Raw genomic sequence first — 21,281 nt, forward strand, 5'->3', positions numbered from 1 at the left:
AAATTTTTACCCTAAACCGCCAAAAGCGGATGGACTATATGAAAAAAGTAATGAAAAACTGGAGATCGCTGACCGCAAGTTTAGCGATCTGCGCATCGCTCGCATCAATGTCTTTAGCATCGCATACCGCTCTTGCTGCACCTCAAGGGCAACATGTTGATAGCGTCGCCGCTATCGTCAACAATGGCGTGGTATTGGAAAGCGACGTCAATAATTTGATGTCTTCGGTTAAAAGCAATGCCCGTCGGGCAGGACAGCAGTTGCCGGATGACAAAACCCTGCGCACCCAGATTACTGAACGACTGATAATGGACAGCATTATCAGTCAGTTAGGCACATCAATGGGTATTAAAATTGATGAAGCGCAGCTTGACCGAGGCATTGCTGATATCGCTCAACAAAACCGCATGAGCGTTGCCCAGCTTAAAAGTCGCCTTGCTACTGAAGGTATCAACTACAACCGCTATCGTGAGCAAATCCGTAAAGAGATGCTGTTAAGCGAAGTGCGTAGTAATGAAGTACGCCGTCGCGTCACGGTGTTACCTCAGGAAGTCGACACGCTGGCTAACCAAATCTCTAATCAGCTTAGCGGCAGTGCTGAACTTAACTTAAGCCATATCCTGATTCCTCTGCCAGAAAACCCAACGCAGGATCAGATGAATAAGGCTGGCGAGTTAGCCACGGGTTTAGTTGAGCAGCTGAAAGCTGGCGCCGACTTCGGCAAGATGGCGGTAACCTATTCAGCCGATCCTCAGGCGCTGCAAGGCGGCAAGATGGGCTGGGGTAAAATGCAGGAACTACCATCCATTTTTGCCAATGAACTACAAACCTCGAAAAAAGGCAGCATTGTTGGGCCTATTCGCTCCAACGTCGGCTTCCATATTTTGAAAGTTAACGATATTCGCGGTGAGCAAAAAGCCATTTCCGTAATGGAAGTCAACGCCCGTCATATTCTGATTAAGCCATCGATTGTCCTGACGGATGATCAGGCCAGAGCCAAAATAGAATCTATTGCCGCCGATATCCGCAGTGGTAAAGCTGATTTTAAAGAAATGGCGCGTAAATACTCTGAAGATCCAGGTTCAGCCCAACAAGGCGGCGACTTGGGTTGGTCATCACCTGAAGCTTACGATCCCGCTTTCCGCGATGCTTTAATGCGTTTGCAGAAAAATGAAACCAGCGCGCCGGTACACTCTTCCTTTGGCTGGCATCTGATTCAGTTGCTGGATACCCGTCAGGTTGATAAAACTGATGTGGCCCAGAAAGATCGCGCTTACCGCATGATTTTCAACCGTAAGTTCTCTGAAGAAGTGCCAAGCTGGATGCAAGAAATTCGCGCCAGTGCTTACGTTAAGATTATGAATAACAGCGGCAATGATGGTCAGTAATCCCCAGCGGGTCGTTATCACACCGGGTGAACCGGCTGGTATCGGCCCCGATTTAACGGTTCAGTTAGCTCAGCAGGCTTGGCCGGTTGAGTTAGTGACCTGTGCAGATCCTGACTTACTACAGCAAAGAGCAGCCCTACTTGGGCTGCCTTTACAATTGCGCAGCTACGATCCCTTACAGCCGCCGCGCGCTCAGGAAAAAGGCTCACTCACTATTCTTCCCGTTCCTGTAAAAGCACCGGTCAAACCGGGTCAGCTTGAAATAAAAAACGGGCAATATGTGATAGAGACTCTGGCTCGCGCCTGCGACGGTTGTTTAAACGGTGAATTCGCCGCATTGATAACCGGTCCGGTGCATAAAGGTATTATTAATGATGCCGGCCATACATTTAGCGGTCATACCGAATTTTTTGCCGAAAGAAGCCAGCGACCACGTGTGGTTATGATGCTGGCGACGGAAGAGTTACGGGTTGCGCTGGTGACCACCCATTTGCCGTTATCACAAGTTTCCGCTGCGATTACGCCACAGAGCCTGACGGAAACCATCACTATTTTACATCATGACCTGCAAACCAAGTTTGGTATCCACCAACCACAAATTTATGTTTGCGGACTTAACCCTCATGCTGGCGAAGGCGGGCATATGGGACATGAGGAGATAGACACTATCTCCCCTACGCTGGAGAAATTACGTCAGCAAGGGATCCACTTAGTTGGTCCATTGCCTGCCGATACCCTATTCCAGCCCAAATACTTACAGCATGCTGATGCAGTATTAGCCATGTATCACGATCAGGGATTACCGGTATTGAAATATCAAGGGTTTGGCCGAGCGGTGAATATCACGCTGGGGCTGCCTTTTATCCGGACCTCTGTCGACCATGGTACGGCGCTGGACCTTGCTGCTACAGGAAACGCCGATGTGGGCAGTTTTACCGTAGCGCTCAATCTTGCTATTAAAATGATAAATAATCGTAATGAATAATCGTGTTCACCAAGGCCACTTCGCCCGTAAGCGTTTTGGGCAAAACTTTTTAAGCGATCCCTATGTGATCGACAGTATCGTATCCGCCATTCACCCTCAGCCGGGTCAGGCAATGCTGGAGATTGGCCCAGGTTTAGCCGCGTTAACCGAACCCGTAGCTGAGCGCTTGGATCATATGACGGTAATTGAACTGGATCGGGATTTGGCCGCCCGTCTGGAAGTAAACCCGAAGCTGAAAGATAAGCTAACGATTTACCAGCAAGATGCAATGACCTTTGATTTCGCTGCGCTGGCCAAAGAAATCGGCCAGCCGTTAAGAGTGTTTGGCAACCTGCCTTATAACATCTCAACGCCGCTGATGTTCCACCTTTTCAGCTATACTAATGCTATCAGCGATATGCATTTTATGTTGCAGAAAGAAGTGGTTAACCGACTGGTTGCCGGGCCTAACAGCAAGGCTTATGGCCGATTAAGCGTGATGGCGCAATATTATTGCCGAGTGATTCCAGTGCTGGAAGTGCCGCCAACGGCATTCCGCCCGGCACCAAAAGTTGATTCGGCAGTCGTACGGCTGATTCCACACGATAATATTCCTTATCCTGTGGAAGACATCCGCATCTTAAGCCGTCTGACCACTGAGGCATTTAACCAACGGCGAAAAACTATCCGCAATAGCCTGGGTCATCTGTTCACCGCTGAACAGCTTACTGACTTAGGTTTAGATTTGAACATGCGGGCAGAAAATATCTCCGTTGAGCTATATTGTAAAATGGCGAATTGGTTATCAACCAAGGGTATATAAACTAAGTCATTCAAGATACGTTCAGGCAGCTTGAAAGATAAAGTGTATAAGACCGGAGGCTGAACAGGAGTTGTACCATGATCAACAAACCCCGGATTTTTATTCAGGCACAAAGTTTCTATGTTGAAACCCAATCTTTGCCGGATGAAGAGCGCTTTGTCTTTGCTTATACCATGACAGTACGCAATCTGGGGCGAGAACAGGTTCAACTGCTGGGACGTTATTGGTTAATTACCAATGCAAATGGTAAACATACTGAAGTTCAGGGCGAAGGCGTAATCGGTGAACAACCGATTATTGCCGCCGGCAGTGAATATCAGTACACCAGCGGTGCTATTCTGGAAACACCGCTGGGGACAATGGAAGGCCACTACAATATGATCGATCATTTGGGGCAGCCATTCCAAATTGTGATTCCAGTGTTTCGTCTGGCGATTCCATCGCTGATTCACTGATCAATATTGAATAATAAAAAGGCTAGTTCCTGTCTATGGCTACACTTTTAGTTGGTGATGTTCACGGCTGCTTTAACGAATTACAGGCCCTTCTGGCTCAGGCCGATTTTAACCCCACCGTCGATACCCTCTGGTTGACCGGCGATTTAGTTGCTCGCGGGCCTGACTCACTACAAGTCCTGCGCTATGTGCGTTCATTAGGGGACTCCGCTCGTCTTGTACTGGGCAATCATGACCTTCACCTGCTGGCCATTTACGCCGGTATCAGTCGCAATAAACCAAAAGATAACCTAACGCCGTTACTTGAAGCCCCTGACTGTGACGAATTAATTAACTGGCTACGCCGTCAGCCAGTCCTTCAGGTTGATGAAGAAAAAGCGCTGGTGATGGGACATGCCGGAATCAGCCCACAGTGGACAATTGAAACCGCTAAACGCTGTGCTCGGGAGGTGGAGTCCATTCTCTCCAGCGATAGTTATCCACTGTTTCTTGATTCAATGTACGGTGATTTACCCAACTGCTGGAACGATGAGCTGTCAGGGCTGCCGAGATTACGCTATGCCACTAATGCCCTAACCAGAATGCGCTTTTGCTATCCCAACGGCTGTCTGGATATGATTTGCAAAGACGTTCCCAAGAAAGCACCGGCACCGTTAAAACCCTGGTTTGATTTACCGGGTTCAGTAACAGAGCACTATTCCATTGCCTTCGGTCACTGGGCGTCACTGGAAGGCCAAGGAACTCCAGAAGGTATTTATGCATTGGATACCGGATGCTGCTGGGGAGGTAAACTGACTATGCTGAGATGGGAAGATAAGCGCTACTTTCAGCAAGATTCATTAGCTCAAATAGCCGAACTGGATAACTAACTGCCGATGCGACCCGGTATCTATCCATGATAAATACCGGATTTATTGGCTCTTACGAACGCTGCAAAATCTCAAACCGATAATCATACTGATTACGTTCATCGGCAGGATGTTGCTGAGAAAATGTTTGACGCCATGCGTATTGCTGATAGTCAGGAAAATGGGTATCCCCCTGCAATTCGGCATCAATGTGGGTTAGATACAGTCGGTCAGCACAAGATAAAGCCTGCTGATAAACCCGTCCACCGCCAATAATCATCACTTCATCAACCTGACCAGCGGCTTCAATCGCCTGTTCTAACGAAGTCACCCAAGTAACCCGCTCATCGGTTTGCGGCTGACGGCTAATCACAATATTCAATCTGCCGGGTAACGGCCGCCCTATCGATTCATAGGTATTGCGTCCCATAATAATCGGCTTATTTAAAGTATTTTGCTTAAACCAAGCCAGATCGGCGGGAAGATGCCATGGCATAGCGTTATCAGCACCAATCACCCGGTTGGCCGCCATGGCGGCAATTAAACTAATTATCATCAAATTATCCTGCTAAACGTTGCCATTACACGCTGGGTCTGCGGCGATAGAGCCAAAGTGCGGGCAAAGACAGCCCAATCGATAAAGCACCAACAATAAACGATGCCCGAAGAAAATAGGTAATCAGGGTTTCCAACAGTTCCGGAGAGTAACCCTTATGCGAAATCTCAACCAGCGCGATCATTGCCTTATAGGCAAAAACGCCGGGAAACATCGGAATAACGGCGGCAACGGTAAACACTTTAGGGTGTGCCAAAAAACGACGCGACCAGCTAATACCAATGCTGCCAATCAAAATAGTGGTGAGTAATGTACTCCATTCCAGAGGAAACTGGTAATACATCAGAATGGTTCTTGTGCCGTAACCAATTGCCCCCAGCAAAGCACAATACTTTAAGGCCTTAACCGGTACATTAAATACCAACGCAAAGCCAACTGCCGGTATTGCAGCCAGACACATCTTGCCGACTAGCATCATGATAAAACTCATAGCCAGCTCCTGAAACCCCAAATGGCCATCGCCACCACTACACCAATACAGGTCGATAGCGTTAACAGGCTGGCCATCACCCAGCGGGCAATCCCCATATTTATATGGCCTTTAAACATATCCGAGACGGAATTAATTAGCGGGAAACCGGGAACTAACAGTAGTACGCTGGAGGCCATTGCAACGGAGGCGCTCGGAATATTCATCCAGTTCACCAGCCAGCCGGCGACCGTGGTCGCCACAAACGCGGTGGCAAAAAAGTTAATTAATGGATTCATCTGTAGTGAGGTTAGAATCTGGCGGACGTACATTGCCAGACCGCTGGCCAATAAGGTTACCAGCACCGCATCCCAGTCACCACCAGCCAGTTTACAGAAACTGGCACAGGATAACCCGACCATCAGTACCATTAACCAACGCGGATAGCGCAACGGCTTAATATTATTGAGTCGTTTCTGAACGTCATCGATGTCTAATAAACGGTGCTCGGTCAGAATAACAATACGCTGAACTTCCGTCACAACATGCATATTTATGCCGCGATCGATATTTTTACGGGTAGAGGTAACGCAGTGGCCTTTATAGATAGTGCTCAACACAATTGCATTAGCCGACAGCGAACTTTCCACCTCATCCACCCCGAGCGCTTTACCGAGCCGTTGAGCGAGTTGCTCCACCAACATGCTCTCTGCTCCGTGCTGTAACAGTAGCAAAGCACATTGGATACACAAGCGAGTAATTTCTCGCTGGCGCTGATGAATTTTATCAGATTCCACGTTATTTTTACCTGAGCGAATCAGAGAAAGGGGACAACGGTCAGAACCCTACCGTCAACCACGATATTACAAAACGCCGACTAGAATAACACTTAATTTTAACCCGCTTCAAATGCCCGCTATTGAGGATTAGGGTTTTATTGATGCTGGTCAGGAAAAGGAAAAACCCACAAATAAAAAACCATTTGTGGGTTTAAGCAGTGACAACACCAATCCTTATCACTTCAACATTTGATGCATTTCCTGTACTGAAATCACCTTCTCTGTGGCATCCGCGTTCATTGCCATGGTGGTGGCAAAGCCGCCGTTCAAGGTGGTGTCATAGTGCACTTTGTACTGTAGCGCACTGCGGCGAATCAGTTTGGAGTCTTCAATCGCTTGACGGCCTTCAGTGGTATTAACGATATAGTTATACTCACCGTTTTTAATGCGATCCTGAATATGCGGACGACCTTCATGCACCTTGTTAACCAAGCGTGGATTAATACCCGCCTCCCCCAGCACAATCGCTGTACCGTGGGTAGCATCCAGTTCGAAACCCTGCTTCAGCAGTTTAGCCGCCAGATCCACCACTCTGGATTTATCGCCTTCACGCACCGACAGTAATGCGCGTCCACGGGGAATACGATTCGGGCTGCTGCCTAACATCGCTTTGGCAAAGGCTTCAGCGAAACTACGACCCACTCCCATCACTTCACCGGTGGAGCGCATTTCTGGCCCCAGAATCGGGTCTACTCCCTGAAATTTATTAAACGGTAGCACCACTTCTTTTACCGAGTAGTAAGGCGGGATCACTTCTTTAGTTATTCCCTGCTCCGCCAGAGATTTACCGGCCATCACCCGTGCGGCGACTTTCGCCAACTGCACTCCGGTGGCTTTAGAGACGAAAGGCACGGTACGCGCTGCTCTCGGGTTAACCTCAATCAGATAAACGTCATTCTGTTTTACTGCAAACTGGACGTTCATTAATCCTCTAACGCACAGCTCAAAAGCCAGCTTCTCAACCTGGCGGCGCATTTCATCCTGAATCTCTTGACTCAGAGTATAAGCAGGCAGAGAACAAGCGGAGTCACCGGAATGCACGCCAGCTTGTTCGATATGCTCCATAATGCCGCCAATCAGAACTCTTTCACCATCACAGATGGCGTCAACGTCCACTTCAATGGCATCATCCAGAAAATGGTCCAACAATACCGGTGCATCGTTAGACACGCTTACCGCGTTTTGGAAGTAACGGCGCAAATCCATCTCATCATAGACAATTTCCATCGCCCTGCCCCCTAACACGTAGGAAGGGCGTACCACCAGCGGATAACCGATACCAACCGCTTTATCCACCGCCATTTCAATGGTTGATACCGTGGCGTTAGCCGGTTGTTTTAGTCCTAGTCGGTGCACCGCCTGCTGGAAACGTTCACGGTCTTCAGCCCGGTCAATCGCGTCCGGAGAGGTGCCAATAATCGGTACACCAGCCGCTTCCAATGCGCGAGCCAGCTTCAGTGGCGTCTGCCCGCCGTATTGCACGATAACGCCGGTAGGCTGTTCTAATCGCACAATCTCCAGCACATCTTCCAGAGTCACCGGTTCAAAGTAGAGACGGTCGGAGGTGTCATAGTCGGTGGAAACCGTTTCAGGGTTACAGTTCACCATAATGGTTTGGTAGCCATCTTCACGCAGCGCCAGCGAAGCATGTACGCAGCAGTAGTCAAACTCAATCCCTTGACCAATACGGTTCGGGCCTCCGCCCAGCACCATAATTTTTGGCCGATCGTTGGTCGGGTTAGCCTCACACTCATCTTCATACGTTGAGTACATGTAGGCGGTATCCGTAGCAAATTCAGCCGCACAGGTATCCACTCGCTTATACACCGGATGCAGATTGTACTTATGACGCAGTTTACGCACTTCCGCTTCAGAGAAGCCAACCAGCTCAGCCAGCCGGGCATCGGCAAACCCTTTACGTTTTAGCAAGCGCATAAAATCAGCATCCAGACCGGTAATGCCGCGTTCGGCCACCTTTTCTTCCAGGCGTACCAGTTCCTCAATCTGTACCAGAAACCAGCGATCAACGTTAGTCAGATTAAACACACCGTCAACGGACATGCCAGCCCGAAAAGCATCGGCAATGTACCAAATACGCTCAGCGCCGGCTTCTTTCAGTTCACGGCGAATGCGGGTCAGTGCATCCGGATCGTCCAGATTCACTTTAGGATCGAAGCCATTCGCGCCAACCTCCAGACCGCGTAACGCTTTTTGCAACGATTCCTGCTGAGTGCGACCAATGGCCATCACTTCCCCCACCGACTTCATTTGCGTGGTTAAGCGGTCGTTGGCTCCGGCAAACTTCTCAAAATTAAAGCGCGGAATTTTAGTCACAACATAGTCAATGGAAGGTTCAAACGAGGCCGGCGTTCTACCACCGGTAATATCATTCATCAGTTCATCGAGGGTGTAGCCTACCGCTAGTTTGGCGGCTATTTTGGCTATCGGGAAACCTGTCGCCTTCGATGCCAGCGCCGAAGATCGGGACACCCGAGGGTTCATCTCGATAACAATCAGGCGGCCATTTTTCGGATTGACAGAAAACTGCACGTTAGAACCACCGGTTTCCACCCCAATTTCACGCAGTACCGCCATCGAGGCATTACGCATGATTTGATACTCTTTATCGGTCAGGGTTTGTGCCGGAGCGACCGTAATCGAGTCGCCGGTATGAATTCCCATGGCATCGAAGTTTTCAATCGAACAAACGATAATGCAGTTATCATTTTTGTCCCGCACCACTTCCATTTCATACTCTTTCCAACCGATGAGCGACTCATCAATCAGCAATTCTTTGGTGGGTGACAGATCCAAGCCGCGCTCACAGATTTCTTCAAACTCTTCGCGGTTATAGGCGATCCCGCCGCCGGTTCCGCCCATGGTGAATGAAGGTCGGATAATACAGGGGAAGCCAACGTCCGCCGCAACGGCGTAAGCTTCCTCCATATTATGGGCGATACCGGAACGTGCAGTATCCAGCCCAATCTTTTTCATTGCCTTGTCAAAACGCTGGCGGTCTTCTGCTTTATCAATCGCATCCGCGGTGGCTCCAATCATGGTCACGCCAAATTCAGCCAGCACGCCCTGACGTTCCAGTTCAAGGGCACAGTTAAGGGCAGTTTGTCCGCCCATGGTTGGCAGCACCGCATCCGGACGCTCTTTTTCGATAATCTTGCGCACCACTTCCCAGTGAATGGGCTCAATATAGGTGGCATCGGCCATTTCAGGGTCAGTCATGATGGTGGCCGGATTGGAGTTAACCAGAATCACTCGGTACCCTTCTTCCCGCAGCGCTTTACACGCCTGAGCACCGGAATAGTCAAACTCACAGGCCTGGCCGATCACAATAGGGCCAGCACCAAGAATCAGGATGCTTTTAATATCAGTACGTTTTGGCATGGTTTATGGGCTCCTGATTTATTTAGCGGTAGAACGATAAGATTCAATCAGTTCGATAAAATGATCGAACAGCGGTGCCGCATCATGCGGGCCAGGGCTAGCTTCCGGGTGCCCTTGAAAACTGAATGCTGCTTTATCGGTGCGATGAATACCCTGTAAAGAGCCGTCAAACAATGATTTATGCGTAGGACGTAGATTCGCTGGCAGCGTGGTTTCATCCACGGCGAAACCATGATTTTGTGCGGTGATCATCACACAGTTACCATCCAGGTCTTTCACCGGATGGTTACCGCCGTGGTGGCCAAACTTCATCTTGATGGTTTGTGCACCAGAGGCCAGCGCCAATAGTTGGTGCCCCAGACAGATACCGAACACCGGAATATTCGTGTCTAAAAGCTGTTTAATGGCCTGAATAGCATAGTCGCAAGGTGCCGGATCTCCCGGGCCGTTTGACAGAAAAACACCGTCAGGATTGAGCTTCAATACGTCTTCAGCCGGCGTCTGCGCCGGAACAACCGTTAAGCGACAGCCGCGATCCACCAGCATTCTTAAAATATTACGCTTCACTCCATAGTCATAGGCCACCACATGATAAGGTAGCTCGCTATTATCGGTTACTGCGGGTAGATCACCCTCTAGTGTCCAGCTTCCCTGAGCCCAGTGATATGCTTCTTTTGTTGTGACTTCTTTTGCCAGATCCATTCCCTTTAAACCCGGGAAAGCGCGGGCTTTCTCCAGCGCCAGTTGGGCATCAACCACATCACCAACGATGATGCAGCCATTCTGAGCCCCCTTTTCGCGTAATAAACGGGTCAGCTTACGCGTATCGATATCAGCGATAGCGACAATATTATGACGTTTAAGGTATTCGGACAGTCCTTCCTGATTGCGGAAGTTGCTGGCAATTAACGGAAGATCGCGGATAACCAACCCCTGAGCGTGAACCATGGTGGATTCTTCGTCTGAAGTATTGGTGCCGACATTGCCGATATGAGGGTAGGTAAGCGTTACGATTTGGCGGGAATAAGATGGGTCAGTGAGGATTTCTTGATAACCGGTCATTGAGGTATTAAAAACAACTTCCCCAATTGCCGTTCCGTTGGCCCCAATGGCCCGACCGTGAAATTGGGTTCCGTCTTCAAGAACCAGTAGCGCTGTCTTACTCAAAACGCCCTCCTAGAATAAAAAGTCACATTACATGCATATTAATTCACAACTATACCTTGATAAAAAGCACAAAAAAAGTCTTATTGACATATTTTGGGCAAATTGGGCGCATTTTAATGATCGAATAGTCCGTTGTCTATAAAAATACACATTTTTATTACAATTTTAACCATCCAGCATGAAAATTGAGACTTAACACCCAAAAAGACAAGTAAAACTCAATTAGAAAACGATTACTAAGAGACATAATAGAAATTTATGCTATATAGGGCAAAAAGGAGAGAGGTGGAGATGAAAATGAGACTAAAAGACAAAAAAAACGATTAAAAACCAAAAAAACACCAATAAAATTCAAAAAATAAACCGAAGTAATTAAAACAAATAAATCCAACAACAAATTCATTTAAAATCAAATGAATAATTAAATAAAAATAAAGGCTAACTCAATTAGAAAATCAAGTTAACCTTAAGATAACTAAAATTAATTAATCATTCAGCGATAAAACATCTCGCATACTATATAAACCTGAGTTATGTTGAACTATCCATCCGGACGCCCTTACTGCACCATTGGCAAAGGTCATTCTACTGGAGGCCTTATGGGTAATTTCCACACGCTCACCAATATCGGCAAACATGGCGGTATGTTCACCCACAATATCTCCCGCTCTTAGGGTAGCAAACCCAATAGTTTCACGAGCACGCTCACCTGTATGTCCCTCTCGGCCATATACTGCGCAGGTTTTTAAATCCCTGCCGAGGGTGTCGGCAATAACTTCGCCCATGGCCAGTGCGGTACCTGATGGAGCATCAACTTTATGCCGATGATGAGCTTCGATAATCTCAATATCAGTATAGTCGCCCATCACTTTAGCCGCCTGTTCCAGTAGCTTAAGCACCAGATTTACCCCTACGCTAAAGTTGGCAGCAAAGACGATAGCAATCTCTTTAGAAGCCTGCTGGATAACGGCTTTACCCGCCTCATCAAAACCGGTGGTGCCAATCACCATCGCTTTATGATGCTGACGACAGAATGCAATATGTTCCAGCGTGCCTTCCGGACGGGTGAAATCAATAAATACATCAAAGTCATTAGCGATCGCCTGCAAATTATCGCTTACAAGAATCCCTACCTGACCAATAGCCGCCAGTTCTCCGGCATCAACACCAACCAGCGAAGACCCCGGACGTTCCAAAGCGACCCCCAGCGTTACGCCATCCGCTTGATGAACGGCCTGAATCAACTGACGCCCCATACGCCCACCAGCGCCAGCAATGGCAATCCTAACCTGCTTATTGGTCATAATTTTCCTCTGAATTTTTATTCTATTGTGCAAAGCTACCTTTTACGTATCAGGGTAGCGTTCACCTTCAATTCTGACAAATTTATTTACTTATAATCATTCATGATAAAACAGCAAAGCTAATCAAAATCCGCCAATGTATTTGCTACTGCAATATCTGTAACAATGCTCTGAACCAGACAGGAACAGATAAAAAGAGCAGTCGCTAAGATAGAGTTTTATCACCAAAATATAATGGGCCGAATAAATCGGCCCATTAAAAAGAATTGGATATAAGGTCGCTGAATATCAGTCAATCTGCTTAACGCGTAATTCCTTGGGAACTTCGAACACAATGCTCTCTTCACGGCCATGCATTTCTACCGCAGGCAAGCCACCCAATGAAATTAAACGAGCGATCACCGCCTGAACCAGCACATCGGGAGCAGAAGCACCGGCTGTGACACCAACAGAGTTAAGACCTTTAACCCACTCTTCCTGAATATCTTCAGCAGTATCGATTAGATAAGCCGGCTTACCGATTCGCTGCGCTAATTCAGCTAGCCGATTAGAGTTGGAGGAGTTTTTGGAACCAACCACTAATACTAAATCCGCTTCTAAAGCCAGATTACGTACGGCTTCCTGACGATTGGTAGTGGCATAGCAGATATCATCTTTGCGAGGGCCGATAATATCCGGGAAACGCTTACGCAGCGCATCAATAACATCGGAGGTATCATCAACGGATAAGGTTGTCTGAGTCATAAAGCACAGGTTTTTTTCATTCTTAACCTGTAGATCCCAGACGTCTTCCGGTGACTCGACCAGATACATACCGCCTTCCTGATTACTGTACTGCCCCATTGTCCCTTCAACTTCAGGATGTCCGGCATGACCGATCAGAATAGCCTCACGGCCTTTACGGCTGGCGCGAGCCACTTCCATATGCACTTTAGTCACTAGCGGGCAGGTTGCATCAAATACCGTTAGATCGCGGGCTTTAGCCTCGGCTCGAACCGCTTGTGAAACACCGTGAGCGGAGAAAATCAGTATCGCGCCATCCGGCACTTCCGTTAGCTGCTCAATAAATACTGCCCCACGCTCACGTAGGCTATCCACCACATAGCGGTTATGAACCACTTCATGACGCACATAAATTGGCGCACCATAAATTTCCAGCGCTCGCTCAACAATGCTGATGGCCCGGTCTACCCCGGCGCAAAAACCGCGTGGATTGGCCAACAATATCTGCATGTTTACTCTCCAAATGGTACTCATGTCTGTTCGGGCTCATGCCGAACAGACTGATAAAGCGTTTACGTGACGATTAGGATTCAGGCTTCTCTTTCTTTTTCGAGAAGATAAAGCCTTCCAATACCACCATCACCGCACCGATACAAATAGCGCAATCAGCAACGTTGAAGGTTGGGTAGTGCCAGTCACCAATGAAAAAATCAAAAAAGTCGACGACAAATCCATGATAAAGGCGATCGAACAGGTTACCCAATGCGCCACCAATAATTAACGCAAAAGCAATATTACTCCATCTGTCCTTAGCCACAGTTCGATACATCATTACCATTAGCACAATGCTAATGGTAATTGCCACCGCGGCCAACGCCCAGCGCTGTCCCATAAAAGAGCTAAATGCCGCACCGTAATTTCGCGCATAGTAAAAATTAAAGAAAGGCAGTAAATCTACCGATTCACCCAATCTGAAATTCTTAATGACCCAAAACTTACTCAGCAAATCAATAACCAGAACAACAACCGCTAGCCAAAGCCAGCGGAGTCCTGTCGAACCAATAGATTTACTCATCATGCAAACTTACGCTCTTCGCCATGACCGGCAACGTTAGTCACACAACGACCACAGAGTTCAGGGTGTTCGGCGTTCTGACCAACGTCCTGAGTATAATGCCAGCAGCGTGGACACTTAGTCCCCTGAGCCTTCGCCAGACCAATTTTCAGGCCTTTAATCATTTCGCTCTGCTGTGCTTCTGCACTAGCCTGAGCAATTGGCTCAACCTTGGCACCAGACGTCAACAACACGAAACGCAACTCGTTTTGCAGCGCATTCAACTTATCGGAAAGTCCCTGATCGGCATACAGCGTAACAGCCGCTTCTAATGCACCGCCCAGTAGTTTGTCATTACGCGCCTGCTCCAACACCTTATTAACTTCACCGCGCACTTTCAGCAGTTCATCCCAATAGGCATCATTCATGCTTTCGCCTTCGGCCAGACCAAACAGCCCCTGATACCATTCTCCGGTAAACACGAACTGATCACGCTCTCCCGGTAAATAGTTCCAGATTTCATCGGCGGTAAACGACATCACCGGTGCCATCCAACGAACCAAAGCCTCGGCAATATGATAAAGCGCTGTCTGACAGCTGCGACGCGCCAGGCTATCGCCTTTAGCGGTGTATTGACGGTCTTTGATGATATCCAGATAGAAGGAACCCATCTCAACGGAGCAGAACTGCATCAGACGCTGGGTGACCAAATGGAAGTCATAGTTATCATAGCTGGCAGCAATTTCGTTTTGCGCCGCTAAAGCACGACCTACCGCCCAACGATCCAGCAGCACCATCTCTTCCGGCTTCACCATATCCTTAAGCGGATCGAAACCGTTTAAGTTAGCCAGTAAGAAGCGAGCGGTGTTACGAATACGACGATAAGCATCGGCGGAACGCTTCAGAATTTCGTCAGATACCGCGATTTCACCGGTATAATCCGTTGAAGCCACCCACAAACGCAGGATGTCACCCCCCAGTTTGTTCATCACATCCTGAGGGCTGATGGTATTACCGATCGACTTAGACATCTTACGTCCTTGACCATCAACGGTGAAACCGTGGGTCAGAACTTGACGATAAGGCGCTTTACCTTTCATCGCCGTTGAAATCATCAACGATGACATAAACCAGCCGCGATGCTGATCGGAACCTTCCAAATACATATCCGCGCTGTGACCGTGGAATTCAGGGCGTACATCAACCACTGAGGCATGAGTTGAACCCGAGTCAAACCACACATCCAGCGTATCAGGCACTTTAACGTAGTCGGCAGCTTCTTCACCCAACACATCTTTAGGATCCAAATCCCACCATGCCTGAATACCGTGTTGCTCAACACGTTGCGCCACCTGCTCCATAATCTCTAATGCGCGAGGATGCAGCTCATCGGTATCTTTATGCACAAACAGAGACATTGGCATACCCCAGGTACGCTGACGGGAAATACACCAGTCAGGGCGATTCGCTACCATGGTCTCAATACGTGCCTGACCCCAGTCAGGGATCCAGCGAACATCTTTAATTTCTTCCAGCGATTTTTTACGCAGGCCATTTTGATCCATGCTGATAAACCACTGCGGTGTCGCACGGAAAATAATCGGTGACTTGTGACGCCAGCAGCACGGATAGCTATGCTGCATTTTTTCCACATGCAATAAAGCACCGTGGTCACGTAAAATCTCGACAATCACGTCATTGGCTTTAAATACGTTTAAGCCATCAAGACCGGCACCGGTTCCCGGCAGATAGCAGCCGTCTGGGCCAACCGGGTTAGCCACTTCTAACTGATACTTCTGACCGATCACATAGTCATCAGGACCATGACCTGGCGCGGTGTGTACTGCACCAGTACCGGCATCCAGAGTCACGTGCTCACCCAGAATAATCGGCACATCAAAATTCAGGAACGGATGTTTAAAACGCATCAGTTCAAGATCGCTACCTTTGGCACTGCCCAATACGCTCCAGCTTTCAACGCCGGCACGCTTCATCACGCTATCAACCAAATCGGCAGCCAGAATCAGCGACTCATTGCCAACCTGAACTAATTGGTATTCAAATTCAGGATGCAAAGAAATCGCGCGGTTTGCTGGTAAAGTCCACGGAGTGGTGGTCCAGATAACTGAATAAACCGGCCCCTTGATATCACTCACGCCAAATTTGGCCGCTACCGCAGCCGGATCAACGGCCGCAAAGCGCACATCAATCGATGGTGACGTTTTATCGTAATATTCCACCTCGGCCTCAGCCAGAGAAGAACGACAGTCAATACACCAGTGAACCGGCTTAGCGCCTTTATGCAAATGACCGTTACCGATAATTTTTGCCAGAGAACGAATGATATTGGCTTCAGTTTTAAACTCCATCGTCAGATAAGGATGATCCCAGTCACCCAATACCCCTAAACGGATAAAATCTTTTTTCTGACCTTCAACTTGCTCTGCCGCATAATCACGGCAAGCTTTGCGGAATTCCGCCGCACTGATTTTTTCGCCAGGTTTACCCACCAACTGCTCAACTTTCAGCTCAATCGGTAAACCATGACAGTCCCAACCAGGAATATAAGGCGCATCGTAGCCAGCCAAGGTTTTTGACTTAATGATAATGTCTTTGAGAATTTTATTAACCGCATGACCAATGTGAAGGCTGCCGTTGGCATATGGAGGGCCATCGTGAAGAATAAAGGTTTTCTTCCCGGTTTTAGCCTGACGAATCGCACCGTAAAGATCGGATTCGTACCAATGTTTCAACATATCCGGTTCGCGCTTGGCTAAATCGCCACGCATCGGAAACCCGGTTTCCGGCAAGTTCAACGTATTCTTATAGTCAGTCATTCGATTCTCTGTTCCATATCTCGGCTAGAAATTAAGTTCGTACCGTTTGTCCAAAATATTGGCGGGCGGACACGACATCATTTTCAATCTGCTGTTTTAAAGCGTCCAGCGATGTAAAACGCTGCTCACTACGTATTTTTTTTCTAATTACTACATCAATATGGCGACCATACAGGTCCATATCAACGTCTAATAAATGCACTTCAAGCTGTTGGCGAACCCCTGAAACCGTTGGGCGAGTTCCAATATTGGCTACGCCGGGCAATGGTTTATCGTTCAGTCCCAACACTTCAACGGCGTAAACCCCTTTAACCGGAGTCACTAAACGTTTCATCGGTATATTCGCCGTTGGAAAACCAATGGTTCGTCCCAACGCATCGCCATGAACGACGCGTCCACAAATACTGTATGGACGCCCCAATAAAGACTCGACCAATGTGAGTTCATCGTCGTGCAGAGCACGGCGAATCATAGTGCTGCTGATGCGTTTACCTGATTCACAGAAACTCTCGCTATCAGCAACGGAAAAACCATATTTTTCGCCGGCTTTTTGCAGCAGTGAAAAATCCCCCTGCCGCTTAGCGCCAAAGCGAAAGTCATCGCCGACCATCAAAAACTTAACACCCAACAAATCAACCAGCAACTGAGAAATAAAATCTTCTGCGCTGTTGGCCGCAAAATCAGCGTCAAAATTAACGCACAGCAGATAATCAATACCCGCCTGCGCCAGATATCTACATTTATCACGCAACCGGGTCAACCGCGCCGGCGCCTGCTCTGGTGCAAATAGCTCTAAAGGCTGAGGTTCAAAAATCATCACCATGGTAGGAAGCCCCAATCGCTTTCCTTCCCGTTTCAACTGACGTAGCAGCGCCTGATGACCAAGATGAACTCCATCAAAGTTACCGATTGTCAAAACGCATCCGTGATGACGAGGTCGGATATTGTGTATGCCGCGAATCAGCTCCATAACTCAGCTCTGGGATCTGTACTAGTGGAAGTCGCCGATTATAGCAACTGCGGCGGCTAAGGTTAACCAGCGATTACAAGATAAGCGAAAATCTTCCACTATTTTCTGATTCTCAGGCAAATTTGTTATGAATATTGCCGCTCAATAAGTGGTAACATAGCCCTCTTCAACGGATGCATTAAAGAAAACGCGTTAATTACTGTATTCCGTCAGGCAAAGCTGTTAGAATTCTGCGCCATCGATAACCGCGGTGTCGTCGCTTCTTTTTTGTAAAAAAATGGGAAATGGCGGCGCTAATTTGCACAAATCCGTTGACAAAAGAAGGTCGAAAGGGCATATTCCTTCGCCTTTAGAATGTCCTCAAGAAACTATTTGGGAGTTGGACCTTGGCTAATATCAAATCAGCTAAGAAACGCGCCATCCAGTCAGAAAAGCGCCGTAAGCATAATGCAAGCCGTCGCTCTATGATGCGTACCTTCATCAAGAAAGTACAAATGGCGATTGCAGCAGGTGACAAACCAGCCGCGCAAGCAGCATTTAATGACATGCAACCTATTGTTGACCGTCAGGCAGCAAAAGGCTTAATTCATAAGAATAAAGCTGCGCGTCATAAGTCAAACCTGGTTGCACAAATCAACGCTATGCAGTAATCGTTGAGCGTTTCTAAAAAAAACCGGCTATGCCGGTTTTTTTTATGCCTGCGATTTAGAACCTGTTTAGATATCAATTCCCTGCCACAATAAAAAACGCCTGACTAACCTTCACGTTAACCAGACGTATTGATGATACTTTTCGTTAAAACTTCGTGCTGTTACGCATCTTCTTCAACGATTCGGCGATTGCCTAACGATAGCTTTAACAAGAAGTAGCCCAAAATAGCCGCTACTGTTGAACCGATCAAAATACCTAAGCGCGAGTAGGTAATATATTCATCCGACAACCCTTCAAACGCCAATGACGAAATAAATATCGACATGGTAAAACCAATACCACACAACACCGACACAGAAAAAATATGTTTCAGGTTGATAGATTCAGGCATACGAACCAAACCTGCTTTTAGCGCTAACCAGCAAAAACCGAAAATACCAATAGGTTTACCCACCACCAGACCCAGCATGATACCCAGCGGCAATATACCGCCCAGAGAGCTCAGCGTAACGCCGGTCAGAGCAACCCCTGCATTAGCAAAAGCAAACACCGGTAAAATAAAGTAGGTCACCCAGGGATGCAGTTGATGGATCAAACTATCCAGCGGTTTACTCTTTTCTGCTCCGTTTAATGGAATAAAGAACCCGGTAATCACTCCAGCCAGCGTTGCATGTATGCCAGACTTGAGCATAAATACCCATAGCACGGCACCAACGATGATATAAGCCAGTTTATTACCCACCCCACGCCAGTTCATCACTGCCATAACCACAATGGTCAGAGCGGCTCCTGCCAGCGCTACCATAGACAGCTCTTTGGTGTAAAACAGAGCGATAATAATAATGGCGCCTAAATCATCAATAATAGCTAACGCCATCAAGAAAGCTTTCAGGCTGGTCGGTACTCTGCTACCCAGCAATGCCATCACACCAAGGGCAAAAGCAATATCGGTCGCGGCCGGAATCGCCCATCCGGTACGAGTCACCTGATCATTGAAATTAAACATCAGGTAAACCGCAGCGGGTAAAATCATCCCACCGACGGCGGCAACTACAGGAAATAACGCCTTATCCTTTCCGGCCAGAGAGCCTTCTATTAGCTCTTTTTTAACCTCAAGCCCAATCACCAAGAAAAAAATCGCCATTAGGCCATCATTAATCCAATGGGCCAGCGAATTACTTAAATCCAGAGAAGCAAATTGAATCACCACCGGAAGATGCAAAAATCCTTCATAGGCGGTCTGTAAAGGCGAGTTAGCCATTCCCATGGCAATAAGTGCGGCAATGATTAATAAAATACCGCCCGAGGCTTCTAATTTAAGAAATTGGCGTAGATAGTGAGTCATAGTGATTACGGCTCCTTCAATACCTGAGATCAGGTACATGACTGTTATTGTTTGATATAGAATCACGCAATAATACTATAAAATCTCAGTTAATTTATTAAAGTAAAGTAAAAAACTAAAAACCAAGTAAAACTCAGCAGTAAATCGCCAATAGACAGCGTGAATTCATGAACGAAATTTAAATTTTTTCTTAATAATCAATTAGTCATTTCAATAACATCAAAAAACACCCAACCAAATAAAAAACGCCCTACAACTATAGAATAGCATTTGTTATCTATTGCGATCGCCAAGACAAAAAAATACCCAATCATTGATTGGGTATTTTTCAGTATATTGCGATTGCGTCTGGTCGTTAGCCTTTCAGGTCATCAAAGAATTTCTTCACGCCGTCCAGAAAGGATTTAGAACGCGGGCTATTCTTCGCGCCTTTATCTCCACCGAGAGATTCCTCAAGCTCACGCAGCAACTGTTTTTGCTTGTCGTTTAGCTTAACTGGGGTCTCAACCACTACACGGCATAGCAGATCGCCTTGGCTTCCACCACGCACCGACTTCACACCTTTACCGCGCATACGGAATAGTTTGCCAGTTTGGGTCTCCGCAGGGACTTTCAGGTTAACCCGACCATCTAAGGTTGGGACTTCAATTTCGCCACCTAACGCCGCCATAGCAAAGTTAATCGGTACTTCACAGTAAAGATTATTGCCATCGCGTTCAAAAATTGGGTGCTGTTTAACCTGAACCTGAACGTATAAATCGCCCGCTGGTGCGCCGTTCTCACCCGCTTCACCTTCGCCGGATAAACGTACACGATCGCCCGTATCAACTCCGGCAGGAATTTTAACCGATAGCGTTTTGGTCTTCTCTACCCGACCCTGACCATGACATTTGGTGCATGGATCTTTAATGATTTTGCCGCGTCCATGACAGGTAGGACAGGTTTGTTGAACCGCAAAGAACCCTTGGCGCATCTGCACTTGACCAGCACCATGACAGGTCGAACAGGTGGTTGAGGACGTTCCTGCCTTGGCACCGCTGCCATGACATACATCACACTCAGCCAGTGTCGGAATACGGATCTCTTTGGTTACGCCTCGGACAGCCTCTTCTAGCGTTAGCGCCATATTATATTGCAGGTCAGACCCTCTGCTTGCGCGCTGACGTCGACCGCCGAAAATGTCACCAAACACATCACCAAAGATATCGTTGAAATCACCGCCGCCGCCGCCGAAACCTCCGCCGCCACCCATGCCGCCTTGTTCAAAGGCTGCGTGACCATATTGGTCATAGGCTGCTTTTTTATTCGCATCGGTCAGAATTTCATAGGCTTCTTTGATTTCCTTGAATTTCTCTTCAGACTCTTTATCACCCTGATTTCTATCCGGGTGATGTTTCATCGCTAAACGCTTATACGCTTTTTTAATTTCACGCTCATCCGCGTCACGGCTTACGCCTAAAATTTCGTAATAGTCTTTCTTCGCCATCTG

Annotated in this window: 18 protein-coding genes; 6 read left to right on the plus strand and 12 right to left on the minus strand. The window is 47.7% G+C overall.

Features of this window, described 5'->3' with window-relative positions; translation table 11 throughout:
* Window positions 1-38: 38 nt before the first annotated feature.
* The 5 genes from surA to apaH all read left to right on the plus strand — a co-directional run bounded on the left by surA (window position 39) and on the right by apaH (window position 4,499).
* Entirely contained in the window at window positions 39-1,388 is a 1,350-nt protein-coding gene (gene surA, locus BMZ28_RS01050; RefSeq protein ID WP_074820144.1) for a peptidylprolyl isomerase SurA, read from the plus strand.
* Complete coding sequence (pdxA, locus tag BMZ28_RS01055; protein WP_047780093.1) at window positions 1,375-2,373, plus strand: 4-hydroxythreonine-4-phosphate dehydrogenase PdxA; 999 nt, start codon at window positions 1,375-1,377, stop codon at window positions 2,371-2,373. Before surA ends, pdxA begins: the two co-directional genes overlap by 14 nt.
* Window positions 2,366-3,175 (plus strand): 16S rRNA (adenine(1518)-N(6)/adenine(1519)-N(6))-dimethyltransferase RsmA, encoded by an 810-nt coding sequence (rsmA, locus tag BMZ28_RS01060; protein WP_047780092.1) that lies wholly within the window; start codon window positions 2,366-2,368, stop codon window positions 3,173-3,175. The genes pdxA and rsmA overlap by 8 nt, the downstream gene beginning before the upstream one ends.
* Before the next feature lie 77 nt (window positions 3,176-3,252).
* Window positions 3,253-3,630 carry a Co2+/Mg2+ efflux facilitator ApaG/CorD gene (apaG, locus tag BMZ28_RS01065; protein WP_047780091.1) on the plus strand — a complete coding sequence of 126 codons (378 nt, stop codon included), beginning with the start codon at window positions 3,253-3,255 and terminating at the stop codon, window positions 3,628-3,630.
* Between the two features lie 35 nt (window positions 3,631-3,665).
* Entirely contained in the window at window positions 3,666-4,499 is an 834-nt protein-coding gene (gene apaH / locus BMZ28_RS01070; RefSeq protein WP_047780090.1) for a bis(5'-nucleosyl)-tetraphosphatase (symmetrical) ApaH, read from the plus strand.
* A 52-nt stretch (window positions 4,500-4,551) separates the two neighbouring features.
* Here the strand turns inward: apaH and folA are convergent, their stop codons facing one another.
* The 10 genes from folA to ribF form a co-directional block, all read right to left on the minus strand.
* Window positions 4,552-5,034, minus strand: a complete 483-nt coding sequence (gene folA / locus BMZ28_RS01075; protein ID WP_074820147.1) for a type 3 dihydrofolate reductase — start codon at window positions 5,032-5,034, stop codon at window positions 4,552-4,554.
* 25 nt (window positions 5,035-5,059) lie between these two features.
* Window positions 5,060-5,524, minus strand: a complete 465-nt coding sequence (locus BMZ28_RS01080) for a threonine/serine exporter family protein (RefSeq protein ID WP_047780088.1) — start codon at window positions 5,522-5,524, stop codon at window positions 5,060-5,062.
* A complete protein-coding gene (locus BMZ28_RS01085) occupies window positions 5,521-6,300 on the minus strand; it encodes a threonine/serine exporter family protein (protein WP_114986259.1) in 780 nt (259 codons plus the stop codon). Before BMZ28_RS01085 ends, BMZ28_RS01080 begins: the two co-directional genes overlap by 4 nt.
* A 219-nt stretch (window positions 6,301-6,519) precedes the next feature.
* Complete coding sequence (gene carB, locus BMZ28_RS01090) at window positions 6,520-9,741, minus strand: carbamoyl-phosphate synthase large subunit (protein ID WP_074820149.1); 3,222 nt, start codon at window positions 9,739-9,741, stop codon at window positions 6,520-6,522.
* An 18-nt stretch (window positions 9,742-9,759) separates the two neighbouring features.
* Complete coding sequence (carA, locus tag BMZ28_RS01095; protein ID WP_047780085.1) at window positions 9,760-10,908, minus strand: glutamine-hydrolyzing carbamoyl-phosphate synthase small subunit; 1,149 nt, start codon at window positions 10,906-10,908, stop codon at window positions 9,760-9,762.
* A gap of 485 nt (window positions 10,909-11,393) precedes the next feature.
* Entirely contained in the window at window positions 11,394-12,212 is an 819-nt protein-coding gene (gene dapB / locus BMZ28_RS01100) for a 4-hydroxy-tetrahydrodipicolinate reductase (RefSeq protein ID WP_074820151.1), read from the minus strand.
* 288 nt (window positions 12,213-12,500) lie between these two features.
* A complete protein-coding gene (gene ispH / locus BMZ28_RS01105) occupies window positions 12,501-13,445 on the minus strand; it encodes a 4-hydroxy-3-methylbut-2-enyl diphosphate reductase (RefSeq protein WP_047780083.1) in 945 nt (314 codons plus the stop codon).
* A gap of 73 nt (window positions 13,446-13,518) precedes the next feature.
* A complete protein-coding gene (gene lspA / locus BMZ28_RS01110; protein WP_074820600.1) occupies window positions 13,519-14,010 on the minus strand; it encodes a signal peptidase II in 492 nt (163 codons plus the stop codon).
* Window positions 14,010-16,826 (minus strand): isoleucine--tRNA ligase, encoded by a 2,817-nt coding sequence (ileS, locus tag BMZ28_RS01115; protein WP_074820153.1) that lies wholly within the window; start codon window positions 16,824-16,826, stop codon window positions 14,010-14,012. The genes lspA and ileS overlap by 1 nt, the downstream gene beginning before the upstream one ends.
* Before the next feature lie 31 nt (window positions 16,827-16,857).
* Complete coding sequence (gene ribF, locus BMZ28_RS01120) at window positions 16,858-17,796, minus strand: bifunctional riboflavin kinase/FAD synthetase (RefSeq protein ID WP_047780081.1); 939 nt, start codon at window positions 17,794-17,796, stop codon at window positions 16,858-16,860.
* Window positions 17,797-18,182: 386 nt separating this feature from the next.
* Here ribF and rpsT point away from each other — a divergent pair, with 386 nt between their 5' ends.
* Window positions 18,183-18,446 carry a 30S ribosomal protein S20 gene (gene rpsT / locus BMZ28_RS01125; RefSeq protein WP_047780080.1) on the plus strand — a complete coding sequence of 88 codons (264 nt, stop codon included), beginning with the start codon at window positions 18,183-18,185 and terminating at the stop codon, window positions 18,444-18,446.
* Window positions 18,447-18,607: 161 nt separating this feature from the next.
* Here rpsT and nhaA read toward each other — a convergent pair whose 3' ends face one another.
* Window positions 18,608-19,792 (minus strand): Na+/H+ antiporter NhaA, encoded by a 1,185-nt coding sequence (nhaA, locus tag BMZ28_RS01130; protein WP_074820154.1) that lies wholly within the window; start codon window positions 19,790-19,792, stop codon window positions 18,608-18,610.
* A gap of 355 nt (window positions 19,793-20,147) precedes the next feature.
* Window positions 20,148-21,278, minus strand: a complete 1,131-nt coding sequence (dnaJ, locus tag BMZ28_RS01135; protein ID WP_047780078.1) for a molecular chaperone DnaJ — start codon at window positions 21,276-21,278, stop codon at window positions 20,148-20,150.
* Window positions 21,279-21,281: the final 3 nt, after the last annotated feature.

It is taken from the genome of Pragia fontium DSM 5563 = ATCC 49100 (genome assembly GCF_900112475.1).
Classification (GTDB): Bacteria; Pseudomonadota; Gammaproteobacteria; order Enterobacterales; family Enterobacteriaceae; genus Pragia; species Pragia fontium.

Coding starts and splice junctions, on each gene's coding strand:
- surA (WP_074820144.1), top strand. CDS start 39: ATGAAAAAAGTAATGAAAAACTGGAGATCGCTGACCGCAAGTTTAGCG.
- pdxA (WP_047780093.1), top strand. CDS start 1,375: ATGATGGTCAGTAATCCCCAGCGGGTCGTTATCACACCGGGTGAACCG.
- rsmA (WP_047780092.1), top strand. CDS start 2,366: ATGAATAATCGTGTTCACCAAGGCCACTTCGCCCGTAAGCGTTTTGGG.
- apaG (WP_047780091.1), top strand. CDS start 3,253: ATGATCAACAAACCCCGGATTTTTATTCAGGCACAAAGTTTCTATGTT.
- apaH (WP_047780090.1), top strand. CDS start 3,666: ATGGCTACACTTTTAGTTGGTGATGTTCACGGCTGCTTTAACGAATTA.
- folA (WP_074820147.1), bottom strand. CDS start 5,034: ATGATAATTAGTTTAATTGCCGCCATGGCGGCCAACCGGGTGATTGGT.
- BMZ28_RS01080 (WP_047780088.1), bottom strand. CDS start 5,524: ATGAGTTTTATCATGATGCTAGTCGGCAAGATGTGTCTGGCTGCAATA.
- carB (WP_074820149.1), bottom strand. CDS start 9,741: ATGCCAAAACGTACTGATATTAAAAGCATCCTGATTCTTGGTGCTGGC.
- dapB (WP_074820151.1), bottom strand. CDS start 12,212: ATGACCAATAAGCAGGTTAGGATTGCCATTGCTGGCGCTGGTGGGCGT.
- ispH (WP_047780083.1), bottom strand. CDS start 13,445: ATGCAGATATTGTTGGCCAATCCACGCGGTTTTTGCGCCGGGGTAGAC.
- lspA (WP_074820600.1), bottom strand. CDS start 14,010: ATGAGTAAATCTATTGGTTCGACAGGACTCCGCTGGCTTTGGCTAGCG.
- ileS (WP_074820153.1), bottom strand. CDS start 16,826: ATGACTGACTATAAGAATACGTTGAACTTGCCGGAAACCGGGTTTCCG.
- ribF (WP_047780081.1), bottom strand. CDS start 17,796: ATGGAGCTGATTCGCGGCATACACAATATCCGACCTCGTCATCACGGA.
- nhaA (WP_074820154.1), bottom strand. CDS start 19,792: ATGACTCACTATCTACGCCAATTTCTTAAATTAGAAGCCTCGGGCGGT.
- dnaJ (WP_047780078.1), bottom strand. CDS start 21,278: ATGGCGAAGAAAGACTATTACGAAATTTTAGGCGTAAGCCGTGACGCG.